The organism is Bifidobacterium pseudocatenulatum DSM 20438 = JCM 1200 = LMG 10505, assembly GCF_001025215.1.
Taxonomy (GTDB): domain Bacteria; phylum Actinomycetota; class Actinomycetes; order Actinomycetales; family Bifidobacteriaceae; genus Bifidobacterium; species Bifidobacterium pseudocatenulatum.
Map to the genome: position 1 here is coordinate 1,059,618 of NZ_AP012330.1, position 14,275 is coordinate 1,073,892.

Annotated in this window: 11 protein-coding genes; 10 read left to right on the top strand and 1 reads right to left on the bottom strand. The window is 57.9% G+C overall.

Annotated elements, in window-relative coordinates:
* The first annotated feature begins 62 nt into the window (after positions 1-62).
* The 10 genes from metE to pyrE all read left to right on the top strand — a co-directional run bounded on the left by metE (position 63) and on the right by pyrE (position 13,026).
* Positions 63-2,369, top strand: a complete 2,307-nt coding sequence (gene metE / locus BBPC_RS04365) for a 5-methyltetrahydropteroyltriglutamate--homocysteine S-methyltransferase (RefSeq protein WP_004221876.1) — start codon at positions 63-65, stop codon at positions 2,367-2,369.
* 29 nt (positions 2,370-2,398) lie between these two features.
* Positions 2,399-3,238 (top strand): methylenetetrahydrofolate reductase [NAD(P)H], encoded by an 840-nt coding sequence (metF, locus tag BBPC_RS04370; protein WP_022245183.1) that lies wholly within the window; start codon positions 2,399-2,401, stop codon positions 3,236-3,238.
* A gap of 93 nt (positions 3,239-3,331) precedes the next feature.
* Positions 3,332-6,424 carry a bifunctional [glutamine synthetase] adenylyltransferase/[glutamine synthetase]-adenylyl-L-tyrosine phosphorylase gene (locus BBPC_RS04375; RefSeq protein WP_080723476.1) on the top strand — a complete coding sequence of 1,031 codons (3,093 nt, stop codon included), beginning with the start codon at positions 3,332-3,334 and terminating at the stop codon, positions 6,422-6,424.
* Positions 6,425-6,633: 209 nt separating this feature from the next.
* Entirely contained in the window at positions 6,634-7,647 is a 1,014-nt protein-coding gene (gene pyrB / locus BBPC_RS04380; RefSeq protein ID WP_004221884.1) for an aspartate carbamoyltransferase, read from the top strand.
* Positions 7,647-8,072: an aspartate carbamoyltransferase regulatory subunit gene (locus BBPC_RS04385; protein WP_003834948.1), complete on the top strand. Its 426-nt coding sequence runs from the start codon at positions 7,647-7,649 to the stop codon at positions 8,070-8,072. Before pyrB ends, BBPC_RS04385 begins: the two co-directional genes overlap by 1 nt.
* Before the next feature lie 3 nt (positions 8,073-8,075).
* Positions 8,076-9,494 (top strand): dihydroorotase, encoded by a 1,419-nt coding sequence (locus BBPC_RS04390; RefSeq protein WP_022245185.1) that lies wholly within the window; start codon positions 8,076-8,078, stop codon positions 9,492-9,494.
* Positions 9,494-10,456, top strand: a complete 963-nt coding sequence (pyrF, locus tag BBPC_RS04395) for an orotidine-5'-phosphate decarboxylase (RefSeq protein ID WP_004221887.1) — start codon at positions 9,494-9,496, stop codon at positions 10,454-10,456. The genes BBPC_RS04390 and pyrF overlap by 1 nt, the downstream gene beginning before the upstream one ends.
* Positions 10,457-10,531: 75 nt before the next feature.
* Complete coding sequence (locus tag BBPC_RS04400) at positions 10,532-11,350, top strand: dihydroorotate dehydrogenase electron transfer subunit (protein ID WP_004221889.1); 819 nt, start codon at positions 10,532-10,534, stop codon at positions 11,348-11,350.
* A 1-nt stretch (position 11,351) separates the two neighbouring features.
* Entirely contained in the window at positions 11,352-12,302 is a 951-nt protein-coding gene (locus tag BBPC_RS04405; protein ID WP_004221891.1) for a dihydroorotate dehydrogenase, read from the top strand.
* Between the two features lie 28 nt (positions 12,303-12,330).
* Entirely contained in the window at positions 12,331-13,026 is a 696-nt protein-coding gene (gene pyrE, locus BBPC_RS04410; RefSeq protein ID WP_004221893.1) for an orotate phosphoribosyltransferase, read from the top strand.
* A gap of 116 nt (positions 13,027-13,142) precedes the next feature.
* Here the strand turns inward: pyrE and BBPC_RS04415 are convergent, their stop codons facing one another.
* Positions 13,143-14,066: a LysR family transcriptional regulator gene (locus BBPC_RS04415; RefSeq protein ID WP_004221895.1), complete on the bottom strand. Its 924-nt coding sequence runs from the start codon at positions 14,064-14,066 to the stop codon at positions 13,143-13,145.
* Between the last annotated feature and the right edge of the window lie 209 nt (positions 14,067-14,275).

The window sequence follows — 14,275 nt, forward strand, 5'->3', positions numbered from 1 at the left end:
TATAGCTGGCGATTTCGTGGTAGCTTGAGCGGGTTGCATTGTTCATATCAGATGGAGGATTCATGTCCGTTCTCACTTCCGTCTCCGGTTTCCCTCGCATCGGCCAGAACCGCGAGCTGAAGAAGATTATCGAAGCTTATTGGAAGGGTGTCGCAACGCTCGACGACGTGCGCGCCACCGCCAAGGAGCTGCGCGCCAAGCATTGGAAGCTGCAGCAGGAAGCCGGAATCGATTTGATTCCGAGCAACGACTTCAGCTATTACGACCAAATGCTCGACACTGCCATCCTGCTGAACGTCATTCCGCAGCGCTACCAGCGCCTCGCCTTCGACAATCCCGAAGAGACGCTGTTCGCCATGGGCCGCGGCTACCAAGGAGACAAGGGCGACGTCACCGCGTTGCCGATGAAGAAGTGGTTCACCACCAACTACCACTATCTGGTGCCGGAAGTCGACGAAGCCACCGACATCAAGCTCAACAGCACCAAGCCGTTCGACGAATTCAACGAGGCGAAGGCGCTCGGCATCACCACCAAGCCGGTGCTCATCGGCCCGTACACCTTCCTCAAGCTCGCCCGCAATCCGCAGGCCGAAGAACTCGAATACGACAAGGGCCTGGTCAACGCGGTCGCCGCCGTCTACGCCGAGGTCGTGGCCAAGTTCGCCGAGCTGGGCGCCGAATGGATCCAGATCGACGAACCGTACCTCGTGCTCGACAAGGAGCCGGGCGACGTCGAACTGTTCAAGAGCCTGTACACCAAGATCCTGCCCGCACGCGACGGCAAGATCAAGGTGCTGCTCAACACCTACTTCGGCCACATCGCCGACGTGTATGAGACAGTCAACCTGCTCGCCTTCGACGGCATCGGACTCGACCTCAACGAAGGCAAGGACGAGAATCTCGCCGCCGTTGAAAAGTTCGGCGTCGCAGAGAGCACCACCATCTTCGCCGGTGTGGTCAACGGCCGCAACATCTGGCGTAACGATTACGCCGTCAGCCTTGGACTCGTCGACGCGCTGAAGAAGGTCACCGACAACGTGGCCGTCTCCACCGCAAGCTCCCTGCTGCATGTGCCGTTCAGCACCGAAGGTGAAGACGGTCTCGCCGATGATGTGCGCAAGCATTTCGCCTTCGCCGTTGAAAAGCTCGGCGAACTGCACGACCTCGCGGTTCTCGCCGACGCCAGCGAGGAAGACAAGAAGGCATCCGGGGCATTGGCAGCCAACCAGGCGCTCTTCGACGGTACCCGCGTCGCCGCCGACAAGAACGTGGCGGAACGTCTCGCAGCCCTGACCGACTCGGACTTCGTGCGCCAGCCGGCACGTGCCGAACGTCAGAAGGCACAGCGGGAGGCGTTGAACCTGCCATTGCTGCCGACCACCACCATCGGATCCTTCCCGCAAACCAAGGAAGTGCGCGCCGAACGCGCCAGACTGCGCAAGGGCGAAATCACCAAGACTGAATACGACGAATACATGAAGGCGCAGATCGACGCCTGCATCAAGCATCAGGAGCAGATCGGCCTTGACGTGCTCGTGCACGGCGAATTCGAGCGTAACGATATGGTCGAATACTTCGGCCAGAACCTCAACGGTTTCCTGTTCACCAAGAACGCTTGGGTGCAGTCCTACGGCACCCGTTGTGTGAAGCCTCCGATCGTATGGGGCGACGTGTCCCGCGCCAACCCGATCACCGTGGAATGGAGCGCCTACGCACAGTCCCGTACCAGCCATGTGATGAAGGGCATGCTCACCGGCCCGGTCACTATTCTCAACTGGTCCTGGCCACGCGAGGACATCACCCACGAGCAGCAGACCCAGCAGCTGGCCCTCGCCATCCGCGACGAAGTGCTCGACCTCGAAGCCGCAGGCATCAAGGTCATCCAGATCGACGAGGCCGCCCTGCGTGAAAAGCTGCCGCTCAGGAAGACCGACTGGCACAAGAAGTACCTCGACTGGGCCATTCCGGCATTCCGACTGGTGCACTCCGCGGTCAAGCCGACCACGCAGATCCACACCCACATGTGCTACTCGGAGTTCAACGACATCATCACCGACATCGACGCCATGGACGCCGACGTGATCTCCTTCGAAGCCTCCCGCGGCGATCTCGTGGTGCTCGACGCCATTCACGACGCCAACTTCGAAACCGAAGCTGGCCCGGGCGTCTACGATATCCACTCGCCGCGCATCCCGTCCGAAGCCGAAATCGAGGAACGCATCTACGAAATCCTCAAGAAGATGGACGTCGAAAAGGTGTGGATCAACCCCGACTGCGGTTTGAAGACCCGCGGCAACGCCGAAACCTGGCCAAGCCTCGAAAACCTCGTGGCCGCAGCCCAGGCTGTGCGTGCCAAGCTGACCAAATAAGGCGAAACGTTAGGAACAAGACGACAGCCATGCATTCGCCAATGTTCTCGCTCGAGGTGTTCCCTCCGAAGCGAACCTCCCCTGTAGGCACCATCTACGACACGTTGGATGGCCTGCAGGGGTTGGACCCCGATTTCATTTCCGTCACCTACGGCACCGGCAAATCATCCGACCGTACATTGACCGCGCGCATCGCCCACACGGTAAGCGAATACGGCATCCCCAGCGTGGCCCATCTGACCGCGCAGTATCTGAACAAGGATGACGTCGACCAGGCACTCGACATGTTCGAACAGGCCAAGGTCTCCGGCGTGCTCGCCTTGCGTGGCGACCGCATCGACGGTGCCGAACCGGCAGGAGTATTCGAACATGCCAGCGATCTGGCCGTATACATCCGCCAGCAACGTCCGGACATGAAAATCTACGGCGCCTGCTACCCGGAAAAGCACCCACAGTCGGCAACGCTGGAAGAGGACATCGACAATCTCAAAAAGAAAGTCGATGCCGGCGTGACGCATCTGATCTCACAACTGTTCTACGACAACGAGGACTTCCTGAGATTCCTCGACAAAGCGAGGGCTGCGGGAATCGACGTGCCGATCGAAGCGGGCATCATGCCGGTCATGAACGCGAAATCGGTGCTGAACATGTCGAACAAATGCCAGTCGAAAGTTCCTGAAAAACTCGGCATCATGCTCGATAAATGGGGAGGTGACAAGGCTCTGCTCAAAGAAGCGGGCATCGCCTACGCATCCGAGCAGATCTGCGAACTGGTGGCGCGGGGCGTCGACGGCGTGCACCTGTACACGATGAACCATCCATGTGTCAGCCGACGCATTTGGTCCAACGTCAAACCATTCTTCGTCTGATTTCAGGCGATGCAACAAACATCAAGGGTGGTTGCGGGTATTTCGCAACCGCCCTTGGTTTTATCAGCGGTTACTATAGAAACCATGACTTCCATGCAACACAAGTTCGGGGCGCTTGATCTGATTCGAGCAGGGCTGCAAGATCTCGACAGGGCTCGCACGTTGTTCGACGAGCTGCACAATGACGGCATCGATGACGACAGGATGCGGCTGCTACTAGCCACGCTGGAAAAAGCGTGCGATCCCGACATCGCACTCAGCAACCTGGTGGACATCATCAAAGTGATGCAAAGTCAAGGCAAGGATTTCACCAACATCATCGCCGATGAAAACTCTTTCGTGCGACTGATCACCGTGCTCGGCGTATCCGATGAAATGGGCAAGCTCATGCGATTCCGCCCGGAACTTGTGGAGGCCGCAGCCAACGATGCCTGCGAAAGCCACCTTTACAATCACGAACAGCGCAGAGCGCATGTGCTCAAATCGGTAGGAGCCGATCCCAATGACCACACCATGCCGACCGCAAGCCTGCCACTTGCCGAAGCTGCGACGGCGCTACGTAAAACCTATCGCAAACAACTCGCCGCAATCATGGCGCAAGACGCCACGGCGAACGATCCCATCGAAATCCAACCGCGCATCAGCACCGAACTTTCCGACCTTGCGGACGCGGCGCTTGAAGGCGCGCTCGCCATCGCACGCCATGAAGTGGACGGCAGCGAACATGTGCGTTTCGCCATCATCGGCATGGGCAAACTGGGCGCACAGGAGCTCAACTATGTATCCGACGTGGACCTGATCTACGTGGTGGAACCCGCCGACATGGACACCAACGGCATGGCACTCAGCCGAATCGGCACCAAAATGGCCACCACGCTGCAACGTGTATGCCAATCCGTCATCATGGGCGTCGCAGAACCGACACTCTGGCAGATCGACGGTGGACTACGCCCCGAAGGCAAGGACGGTCCGCTGGTACGCAGACTCGAATCCCACGAAGCCTATTACGAGCAATGGGCGGAAAACTGGGAATTCCAGGCCCTGCTCAAAGCCCGCCCGGTAGCCGGCGACACCGACCTCGGACAAGCGTATATGGATATGACCCGACCGTTCGTTTGGACAGCTTCCAAGCGAGACAACTTCGTCTATGACTGCCAGCAGATGCGCAAACGTGTCGAAGACCTTATTCCCAACCCGCTGAAAGACCGCGAAATCAAACTCGGCAGGGGAGGCTTGCGCGACGTCGAATTCACCGTGCAGATGCTCCAACTCGTGCACGGCCGCTCCGACGAAGCATTGCGTACCAGCTCCACACTCGAATCCCTGCAGGCCTTGGCCGAAGGCGGGTACGTCTCACGCAAACAAGCCAAGAAACTTTCATGGGACTACCGATTCGAACGTGTGATGGAACACCGCCAGCAAATGTGGGCGCTCAAACGCACCCACCTGTTCCCAGACCTCGGCAAAGCCAACGCTGGCGGTCTTGAACGCAAACGAGACATCACCATCGACGAGCTGAACCAAAATCCCGAACTACGTCGACTCGCGCGCGCATTTCACATGCATCCCGAAGAACTCGTCAACAAATACGATGAGACACGTCGTGAGGTGCGTCACCTGCACATGGACATCTATTACCGGCCCATGCTGCCCATCAACGCGGGACTCGACGACGAACAGGTGGAACTCTCCACGAAAGCCACGCAGGAACGATTCGAATCCATCGGATTCGCCGATGCCGACGCGGCCATGCGGCACGTCACCGCGCTCACCGCAGGCATCTCCCGTGCGGCAAAAATCAACCGCATCCTGCTCCCCGCAGTACTGCAATGGCTCGGCGAAGGGCAGAATCCCGACATGGGACTGCTTAACTGGCGCAAACTTGAAGAAAACTTCGGCTCCGAAAGCGGATACCTCGGATTCCTACGCGATTCACCATCCGCGGCACAACGCCTATGCCACGTACTATCCAACTCACGATTCCTCGGCGACGCACTCAACAAATCCGTCGAATCAGTCACATGGCTCGGCAACGACGACTCTTTGCAACCACGTTCGCGAGAAAGCCTCGACATTCAAACCAAGGCGACGCTTGAACGCAATGCCGGCAACATCAACGATTTCGCCAACTCCATCCGAGCCATGCGCAGACACGAAATCGAACGCATCGGTCTCGCTTGGATGAGTGGCGTGATCGACGATGAAGCATCGCTCGCCGGCATGACCGACGTATACGACGCGGCCATCGAAGCATCGCTGCAGTGGGCCATCCAGCATCGCATCAACGACATACAGATCGACGAAGCTCCGGCGGCGATCGCCATCATCGGCATGGGACGGTACGGCGGTAGGGAAGTGAACTTCAGCTCTGATGCTGACGTGATCATCATCTACAGGCCGGCCGAAGGTGCCGATGACGACCAAGCCAACCTTTTCGCACGAAAAGTGCAGGAAGACCTACGTGCGATCCTGCAAGGTCCAACCACATTCGAACCAAAAATCGAACTTGACATGGATCTTAGGCCTGAAGGCAAAAACGGACCGCTCGTACGTTCCTACGCATCCTGCGAGGAATACTATCGATCCTGGGCAAGCACATGGGAGCATCAGGCGCTATTACGCGCACGATATGCGGCAGGCGACGCGTCTCTTGCCGAGGATTTCCTCATGAACATCGCCGACCCGTTGCGTTATCCGAAAATCGATCTTACGGAAACGCAGATCGCCGAAATCCGCAAACTCAAGGCACGTATGGAAGCTGAACGTCTGCCGCGCGGAGTACGTAGGGATCGCCATCTGAAGCTCGGCAAGGGCGGACTGTCTGACGTTGAGTGGACGATCCAGTTGCTGCAATTGCAGCATGCGGGAGACAATGCCAACTTGCGTGTCAACGGTACGTTGCAGGCATTGAACGAGTTGGAACATCGCAAGCTGATTTCCGCTGGCGATGCTGTGGTGTTGCGTAAGGCATGGCGTATGTGCACGGCCGCGCGCAACGGCAGTTATCTGTGGAGCGGACGCGTCAATCAGGCTGATATTTTGCCGGACGATTCATATTCGCTGGGAGGCATCGCCGTGTATCTCGGTTACGATGCGAATCGCGGCCAACATTTCGAAAACGACCTGCTCGCCGTGATACGCAAAGCCCGTGACGTAACGGAACGCCTGTTCTACGGTCGTTCGTGAGTCGTGCCATTTGAACGGCTAGGAGCATGGTGTGGCCGTCGGACCGAAGTTATACGGCTCTGACGGTTATGCTGATTCAGGGTTTCGTGCATGGAAGGATGGAGGTTGCGCCACGAATACTTGTGAACACGCGGTGAACTGGCAGGGTCTGCATTTCAGGCTATAGTTGGCTAGGTCACTTCGAGTGGCCACCTTCAACCACAAGTTGCATGAAAGGTGAGCCGTTGTCTTCAGTACTCGAACAGGCGGTTGAAACGCCGATGGTCGGGAAAAGCGTCATCACATTGGATGATCTTTCCATTCGCCAGATTCAAGAATTACTCCACAAGGCGCAGTACATTGATTCTCATCGTAAAGAAGTGGCGCACACCTGCGACGGCAGGGTGCTCGCCACTTTATTTTATGAGCCCAGCACCCGTACGCGTCTGAGCTTTGAAACCGCCATGCTCCGACTCGGCGGCAAGGTGATCGGCTTCGCCGGCGCCCAGCTCGCTTCCGTGACCAAGGGCGAAACCATTTCGGACACCCTGAAAACCGTGTCCAACTACGTGGACGTGGTGGCGATCCGCCACCCGAAGGAAGGCGCCGCGCTCGTGGCGTCCCGTGCAGCCTCCGTGCCGGTCATCAACGCCGGCGATGGTGGACATATGCACCCCACGCAGACTCTGGCCGATCTTGCGACGATGCAGTCGCGCTTCGGTCGCGTGAACAATCTGACTGTCGGACTGTGCGGCGATCTGACTTTCGGGCGCACCGTGCATTCCCTGATCGAAACCCTGTGCCGTTTCGGCAACGTGAACTTCGTGCTGATCAGCCCGGATGAGCTCAAGACCCCGCAGTATGTGCTCGACCGCATCAACGCCACCGACTCCTGCTCCTACACGGAAGTCAAGGATCTCGTTTCCGTGATCGGCGATCTCGACGTGCTGTACATGACCCGAGTGCAGAAGGAACGCTTCTTCAACGAAGACGACTATCTGCGACTGCGCGACACCTACATTCTCGACGAAGCCAAGATGGCTTACGCCAAGAAAGACATGGCCGTGCTGCACCCGCTGCCGCGAGTCAACGAAATCGCCGTCGAAGTGGATGACGACCCACGCGCTGCCTACTTCGAACAGGTCAAGAACGGCATGCTTATGCGCATGGCATTGGAAAGCTCGGTGGTCGGAGACGAACTGCCGGGATATGAACCGCTTGAATCCAAGGAGGTTGCAGCCTGATGGAGGTCACCAGCATTCAGAACGGCATCATCATCGACCATGTGCCTGCTGGCACCGCGCTCAAGGTGCTCGAATACCTGAAAATTGATCCGGCTAAGACCAAGCTCGCGCTGATCATGAACACCGACAGCCACATGTTCGGCACCAAAGACATCATCAAAATCGAAAGCGAAGAGGAAGCCGAAACCATCGACCTTGACGTGCTCGGCCTTGTGGCACGCACCGCAACCGTCGGCATTGTGCGCGGCGGTAAAATCGTAGAGAAAAAGCAGCCTACACTGCCGGAACATGTGGTCAATATCATCAAATGCGTGAACCCGCGCTGCGTGACTACCACCGAGCCGGCCGTACAGATGTTCCACCTGGTGCATTCCGACCGTCAGGAATACCGCTGCGACTACTGTGACGAGGAAGCGAAGTTCTGACCCATGACCCTCACCCTTCACGACATCAAGGTTTGGAACACCGGCGAAGTCATCGACCTGATCGTCCCATCTGACGCTGATGAAACGGTGGACGCTTCGGCCATGACCATCGCCCCGGGATTCGAAGATCCCCACGTCCACTTCCGCGATCCGGGCCAGACCTACAAGGAATCCATGGTTTCCGGTTGCGCGGCTGCCGCCTCTGGCGGGTATACGAACGTGCTCATCATGCCGAACACCGTTCCCGCCATGGATGGCGTGAAGGTGACGGCGGGGGAACCGGGCGCCAGTGAAGTGCTCGACGCCGGTTTCGACACGGTCATCGACTATTTGCAGCATTACGAACAAGCCCATGATGTGACCTTGCCGGTGCGTTATGACCTGTGCGTATGCGCTTCCAAAGGGCGTGCAGGCAAGGAAGCAACCGACGTGGCCGACTGGATCGGCTACCTGCCTGAACACGATGACGACAACAAGGACGCCTACCAGCTGTGCCACCCGGTGACCGCCATCAGCGATGACGGTTCCGCGGTAACACCGGAAATCCTCGATCAAGTGTTCGACAACGTCAAGAAATCAGGCTTATACCTGATCGAGCATTGCGAACACCACGACACCGGGGCGGTCAATGAAGGTCCCGTATCACGAGAACTGGGCGTACCCGGCATTCCCGAAGATACCGAACTGAAAATCGTCGAACGCGATATCGAGATGGCGCGCAAAACCGGCGTGCATGTGCACTTCCAGCATGTCAGCACTGCGATTTCTTTCGACGCGATTCGCAAGGCCAAAGCTGAAGGCTTACCGATCACGTGCGAAACTGCACCGCACTACGTTGCGTTGTGCGATGAAGCATTGCTGAAATACGGCACTCTCGCCAAGATGAATCCGCCGTTGCGCTCCGAAGAGGATCGCAAGGCAACCATCGCAGCCGTAGCTGACGGCACCGTCGATCTGCTGGCCACCGACCATGCACCGCATACCATGGAAGAGAAGGACCTTGGTTTCCTCGATGCTCCGAACGGCATCATTGGTCTTGAATGCGCGTATGGCGTATGCCACAAGATTCTTGTGGACGGTGGCTTTATCTCCGACGAACGCCTGATTGAACTCATGTCGACTGCGCCAGCCGAACTTATGGGCCACAGCAAGGCCGACGTCACAGCGTTGCTTGACGAATACGCAGACGCCGTCCCCGGAGACGACGACACCAAACGCGTGCTGGACCTCGTCAAGGTTCCTGCAGAAGACCGCGCGGATCTGGTGGTGCTCAACACCGACGAGGCATGGACCGTGAATCCTGAACGATTCCATTCCTCGGCTCGTAACACCCCGTTTGGTGGATGGCAGGTCACCGGCCGTCCGCTCGCCACCATCATCGGCTCGAAACTAGTCTTCAGCCGTATCAACAAGGAGGATTGATGGATCGCCTGATCGAAGCAATCGAAGCCAAGCAGAATCCGAGCGTTGTGGGACTTGACCCGACCGAAGCGCTCGTGCCAGCGCAAATCGTGGCCGGCTTTGCCGAGGAAATCAGCGAACAGGTTGAAGATCCGGCGGAAGCGCCGTCCATGCAGCTTTCCGTGGCCTTCTTCGAATTCAACCGCGCCATCATCGACGCCGTCGCAGACATCGTGCCTGCGGTCAAACCGCAGATCGCCATGTATGAGACGCTCGGTCCGGCAGGCATCGACGCCTACACCATGACCTGCGAATACGCCAAGCAGCAGGGCCTGTACGTGCTCGGCGACGTCAAGCGCGGAGACATCGGCTCTACCGCGGCTGCATATGCTCATCACCTCAGCGGTATAGGATTGGACGACACCGCCTATGATCCATGGCATGAGGATGCGGTGACCGTGAACCCATACCTCGGCACCGATGGCATCACACCGTTCGTCGACGCCGCCACCGCCAACGACAAAGACATTTTCGTGCTTGTACGCACCTCCAATCCGTCTAGCAGTGAACTGCAGGAACTTGAACTCGCCTCCGGTGAACGCGTATACGAGCATGTCGCCGATCTGGTGGAAGGCTGGGGCGCCGAAACCATCGGCAAGAACGGCTATTCACGTGTAGGCGCAGTGGTCGGAGCCACGCACCCAGAGGAAGGCAAGGCATTGCGCGCACGCATGCCGCACACGTTCTTCCTTGTACCGGGATACGGCGCTCAAGGCGGCACCGCGCAAGGTGTGGCCGGCATGTTCGACCGTGACGGCATGGGTGCGCTTGTCAACTCGTCACGTGGCGTTATCGGTGCATGGAAAAAGTCCGGCAAGTATTCTGAATCCATGAGCGCCGACGATGCTCTGGATCTGGTTGCGGAATCAGCCCGTGAGGCAGCCAAAGATATGCGTGACAATCTGCGTGCGGTCTTGCCGTAACCTGCCGACTGGCCAACTGTTCAATCTGAAAGAAAAACAACCACCAAACCATCGAACGTAACAGAGAGGGAGTTCATGACCACCGCAACAACGTTCGTTCCGACCGTTGCCGAAGCGACTGCGGCAGGCTTTTTCCCGAGCCGGCATGAAGTCGAGGTCGTTGACAATCAGGAACTGACTGACGGCGTGTACCGTTTGACGTTCCGTGACGAATACATCGCCAGCCATGCAAAGCCGGCACAATTCGTTGACGTATATTCCAACGATCCAAGCAAGCTGATGCCGCGTCCGTTCGGCGTTTGCGAAACCAACGGCGACGAAGTCAGCCTCATGTTCGCCGTGGTAGGCAAGGGCACCGCAGAATTTGCCGGATTGAAAGCTGGGGACACCATTCGTGTGATGGGCCCGCTCGGCAATTCGTTCAAGACCAAGGAGCCCGCCAATTATGTGCTCGTGGCAGGAGGTCTTGGCGTGCCTCCGCTCGTGCATGCGGCACAGCATATCGCCGGCGTCGAAGGCGCGGTCAGCACCGCGGTGTTCGGCTACCGCAACGTGCGTTTCGGCGACGAATATGCGGGCAAGTATGCCGACAAGGTGTACAGCATCGACGAGAGCGAAGGCAACGTGATCACCTTGCTTGACCGCATCGAAGGCGAGTTGATGGATTCGGGACTCAAGCCGGTGATTCTGACCTGCGGTCCTCTGCCGATGATGAAGGCCGTCGCCGCATGGGCCGTGAAGCGTGACATGGCGTGCCAGCTGAGCTTGGAACAGCGCATGGGCTGTGGCTATGGCACTTGCGTGCTGTGTACGGTCGACACGTTGGACGGACGTTTGAAGGTCTGCTCCGATGGTCCGGTCTTTACTCGCGAACGTTTGGGATGGGGTGAATGAGATGATCGACGATACCCAGCATGAGAACCTGTACGGTTCGTACGAGTGGAAGCATCCCACGCAGGTGGCGGGCGTGCCGTGGAAGAATCCGGTCGCCACGGCTTCCGGCACCTTCCAGTATGCGGCGGTCCGCTGGTTCTACGACGTGAGCCAACTGGGCGCGGTCACCACCAAGGGCGTCTCCCCGGTGCCATGGGAAGGCAATCCCGGCATTCGTACCGCTGAAGGCCCATCCAGCAACATCAACGCGGTCGGCCTGCAGAACCCGGGTGTGGACCATTATTTGGAAGACGACCTGCCCAAGCTCAAGGCCATCAACGCTACGGTCATCGCCAATGTGGCCGGTCACTGCGACGACGACTATGTCGAAGTCGTGTCCAAGCTGAACGATTCTCCGGCAGACATGCTGGAAATCAACGTGAGCTGCCCGAACGTGTCCGCCGGAGGTATGAGCGTCGGCACTGATCCGGTGGCGTTGAGCCGTCTGATCACCCGCCTGCGCAAGCTCACCGACAAGAAGATGATTGTCAAGCTCACGCCGAACGTCACCGACATCACCGTGCCTGCCCGCGCGGCCGTGGAAAGCGGCGCCGACGCGCTGAGCATGATCAACACACTGCTCGGCATGCGCATCAACATTCGCACTGGAGAACCGATCATCGACCATGTGACCGGCGGCGTTTCCGGACCGGCCGTGCTGCCGATGGGACTCGTGGCCGTGTGGAAGACCCGCTCCGCATTACCGAACACTCCGATCATCGGCATCGGCGGCATCGATTCCGGTGAGAAGGCGCTTGAATACCTGTATGCCGGAGCGAACGCCGTGGAAGTCGGTGCGGCCGCACTGTTCGAACCGACCGCGCCATTGCGTGTGGCCCGCGAACTCGACGAGCTGCTCGACGCACGTCCCGAACTCGCAGACAAGCTCGCCAAGGGCGAAACTTGGCGTTGACCTCGATCATTCATCAAAGGAGCATGACATGACTGAATCCCTCGACCACCGTTTTACCAAGTTCCTGCTGGAAGCGCAGGCGCTGAAATTCGGCGAGTTCACGCTGAAGTCCGGTCGTAAGTCGCCGTATTTCATCAATGCGGGCGCATTCAACGACGGACGTAAGATCGCCACGCTCGGCGCATTCTATGCGGAGAAGATCGCGGCGGAAATCGAAGCAGGCAATCTGCCGAACGACATCGACACCATTTTCGGTCCTGCCTACAAGGGCATTCCGCTGGGCGTCTCCACCGCGATCGCTCTGACTTCCGGCCACGGTATGGAAGTCGGCTACACCTTCGACCGCAAGGAGAAGAAGGATCATGGCGACGGCGGCATGATGGTCGGCACCCAGCTGACCGACGGCATGAAGGTACTGCTCGTCGACGATGTGATGACCGCAGGCACCGCAGTACGCGAGGTCATTCCCAAGCTCAAGGCCGAAGCGGATGTGGAGGTCGTCGGCTTGGTGCTTTCCGTGGATCGTATGGAAAAGACCAAGGATTCCGACACGTCCGCGGTGAAGGCCGTCGAAGCAGAGTTCGGCTTCCCGGTATTCGCCATTGCCAACGTGCGCGAGATCTTCGAGGCCGGCCAGCATATCGAAACCGCTGACGGCACCGCGTATGTGACCGACGAGATCAAGGCCGCTGCCGACGCTTATCTGGAGCAGTATGGTGCCTGAATTCTATAGGCGGGTCCTACAGTTGAACATATGAAAAGTGCCTCACACCAATCGAAAGCATCGGTGCGAGGCACTTTTCAATCTCATATCAGAGTGCATCCAGTTGATGAGTGCATTCAGTCGATCAGGTTGTATCCATGGTCGGCCACCACCGACTTGAGCTTCTCCAAATAGTTTTCCGCGGCCTTCGACAGCTTCGCACGCTCGTTCGTGATCCAGCCGACCAGCATGGTCTCATCGGTGTCAAGCGGCACGGTCACGATTTTCTCATTGTTGAGATCGCCGTTGTCGATGCCGGTGCACACGGTGTAGCCGTTCAGACCGATGATGAAGTTCAGAATCGTCGCACGGTCGGTCACGTTGATCTGCTTGGGGGAGTATTCCGGCCAGACCGCCTCTTCGGCGAAGAAGAAGCTGCCCTCCTCGCCCTGCTCGTACTGGATGAACGGGAACGGCTTCAAGTCGTCCATCGTGACTTTCTTCTTGCCGGCCAGTGGATTGTTGCGTGAAATGAACACATGCAACGGAGCACGGAACAGTGGATGGAATTCCAAATGCTTTTCGCGCAACATCTTGCCAATCACGTCTTTGTTGAAATCGGACAGGTAGATGATGCCGATTTCGGAAAGCATGTTCGCCACTTGGTTGATGATGTCTTTGGTGCGCGTCTCACGAATGGTGAACTCGTATTCGTCGGATTTGATGGAGTTGATCATTTCCACGAACGCTTCGACGGCGAACATGTAATGCTGTGTGGACACGGAGCACAGCTGCTTGCGTGGCTTCGCGTTCTTGTAACGTTCTTCGAGCAGCGACGCCTGATCGAGCACCTGGCGCGCGTAGGTGAGGAATTCCGCTCCGTCCACGGTCAAGGCGATGCCTTGCGACGAGCGGGTGAAGATCTCGATGCCAAGCTCGTTCTCGAGTTCCTTCACAGACGAGCTCAACGCGGGCTGTGACACGTACAGCTCGTGCGAGGCTTCGTTCATGGAACCGCATTCCACGATTTTCACAATATATTTCAGCTGAAGAAGAGTCATAAATTCAGGTTAGAGCCATGTACTGACCGTGGGGGAGTGCTTATACCCTCTTGTCTGGATAGTGGACTGCCGATCGCGCAGATCAAGGACGTGAAAAAACCAATTGCAGCTTGACGAGGATCGCACACAGTTGGAAACCCCACAAACCGTGCTCGACAAAACCGGTCAGGTGTTCGCCCAATGGGAGCGGACCGGCTTGACGGGTCAGG

What these genes read in the sequence shown, in the direction of transcription:
- metE (WP_004221876.1), top strand. Translation starts at nt 63, where the DNA reads ATGTCCGTTCTCACTTCCGTCTCCGGTTTCCCTCGCATCGGCCAGAAC.
- metF (WP_022245183.1), top strand. Translation starts at nt 2,399, where the DNA reads ATGCATTCGCCAATGTTCTCGCTCGAGGTGTTCCCTCCGAAGCGAACC.
- BBPC_RS04375 (WP_080723476.1), top strand. Translation starts at nt 3,332, where the DNA reads ATGCAACACAAGTTCGGGGCGCTTGATCTGATTCGAGCAGGGCTGCAA.
- pyrB (WP_004221884.1), top strand. Translation starts at nt 6,634, where the DNA reads ATGAAAGGTGAGCCGTTGTCTTCAGTACTCGAACAGGCGGTTGAAACG.
- BBPC_RS04385 (WP_003834948.1), top strand. Translation starts at nt 7,647, where the DNA reads ATGGAGGTCACCAGCATTCAGAACGGCATCATCATCGACCATGTGCCT.
- BBPC_RS04390 (WP_022245185.1), top strand. Translation starts at nt 8,076, where the DNA reads ATGACCCTCACCCTTCACGACATCAAGGTTTGGAACACCGGCGAAGTC.
- pyrF (WP_004221887.1), top strand. Translation starts at nt 9,494, where the DNA reads ATGGATCGCCTGATCGAAGCAATCGAAGCCAAGCAGAATCCGAGCGTT.
- BBPC_RS04400 (WP_004221889.1), top strand. Translation starts at nt 10,532, where the DNA reads ATGACCACCGCAACAACGTTCGTTCCGACCGTTGCCGAAGCGACTGCG.
- BBPC_RS04405 (WP_004221891.1), top strand. Translation starts at nt 11,352, where the DNA reads ATGATCGACGATACCCAGCATGAGAACCTGTACGGTTCGTACGAGTGG.
- pyrE (WP_004221893.1), top strand. Translation starts at nt 12,331, where the DNA reads ATGACTGAATCCCTCGACCACCGTTTTACCAAGTTCCTGCTGGAAGCG.
- BBPC_RS04415 (WP_004221895.1), bottom strand. Translation starts at nt 14,066, where the DNA reads ATGACTCTTCTTCAGCTGAAATATATTGTGAAAATCGTGGAATGCGGT.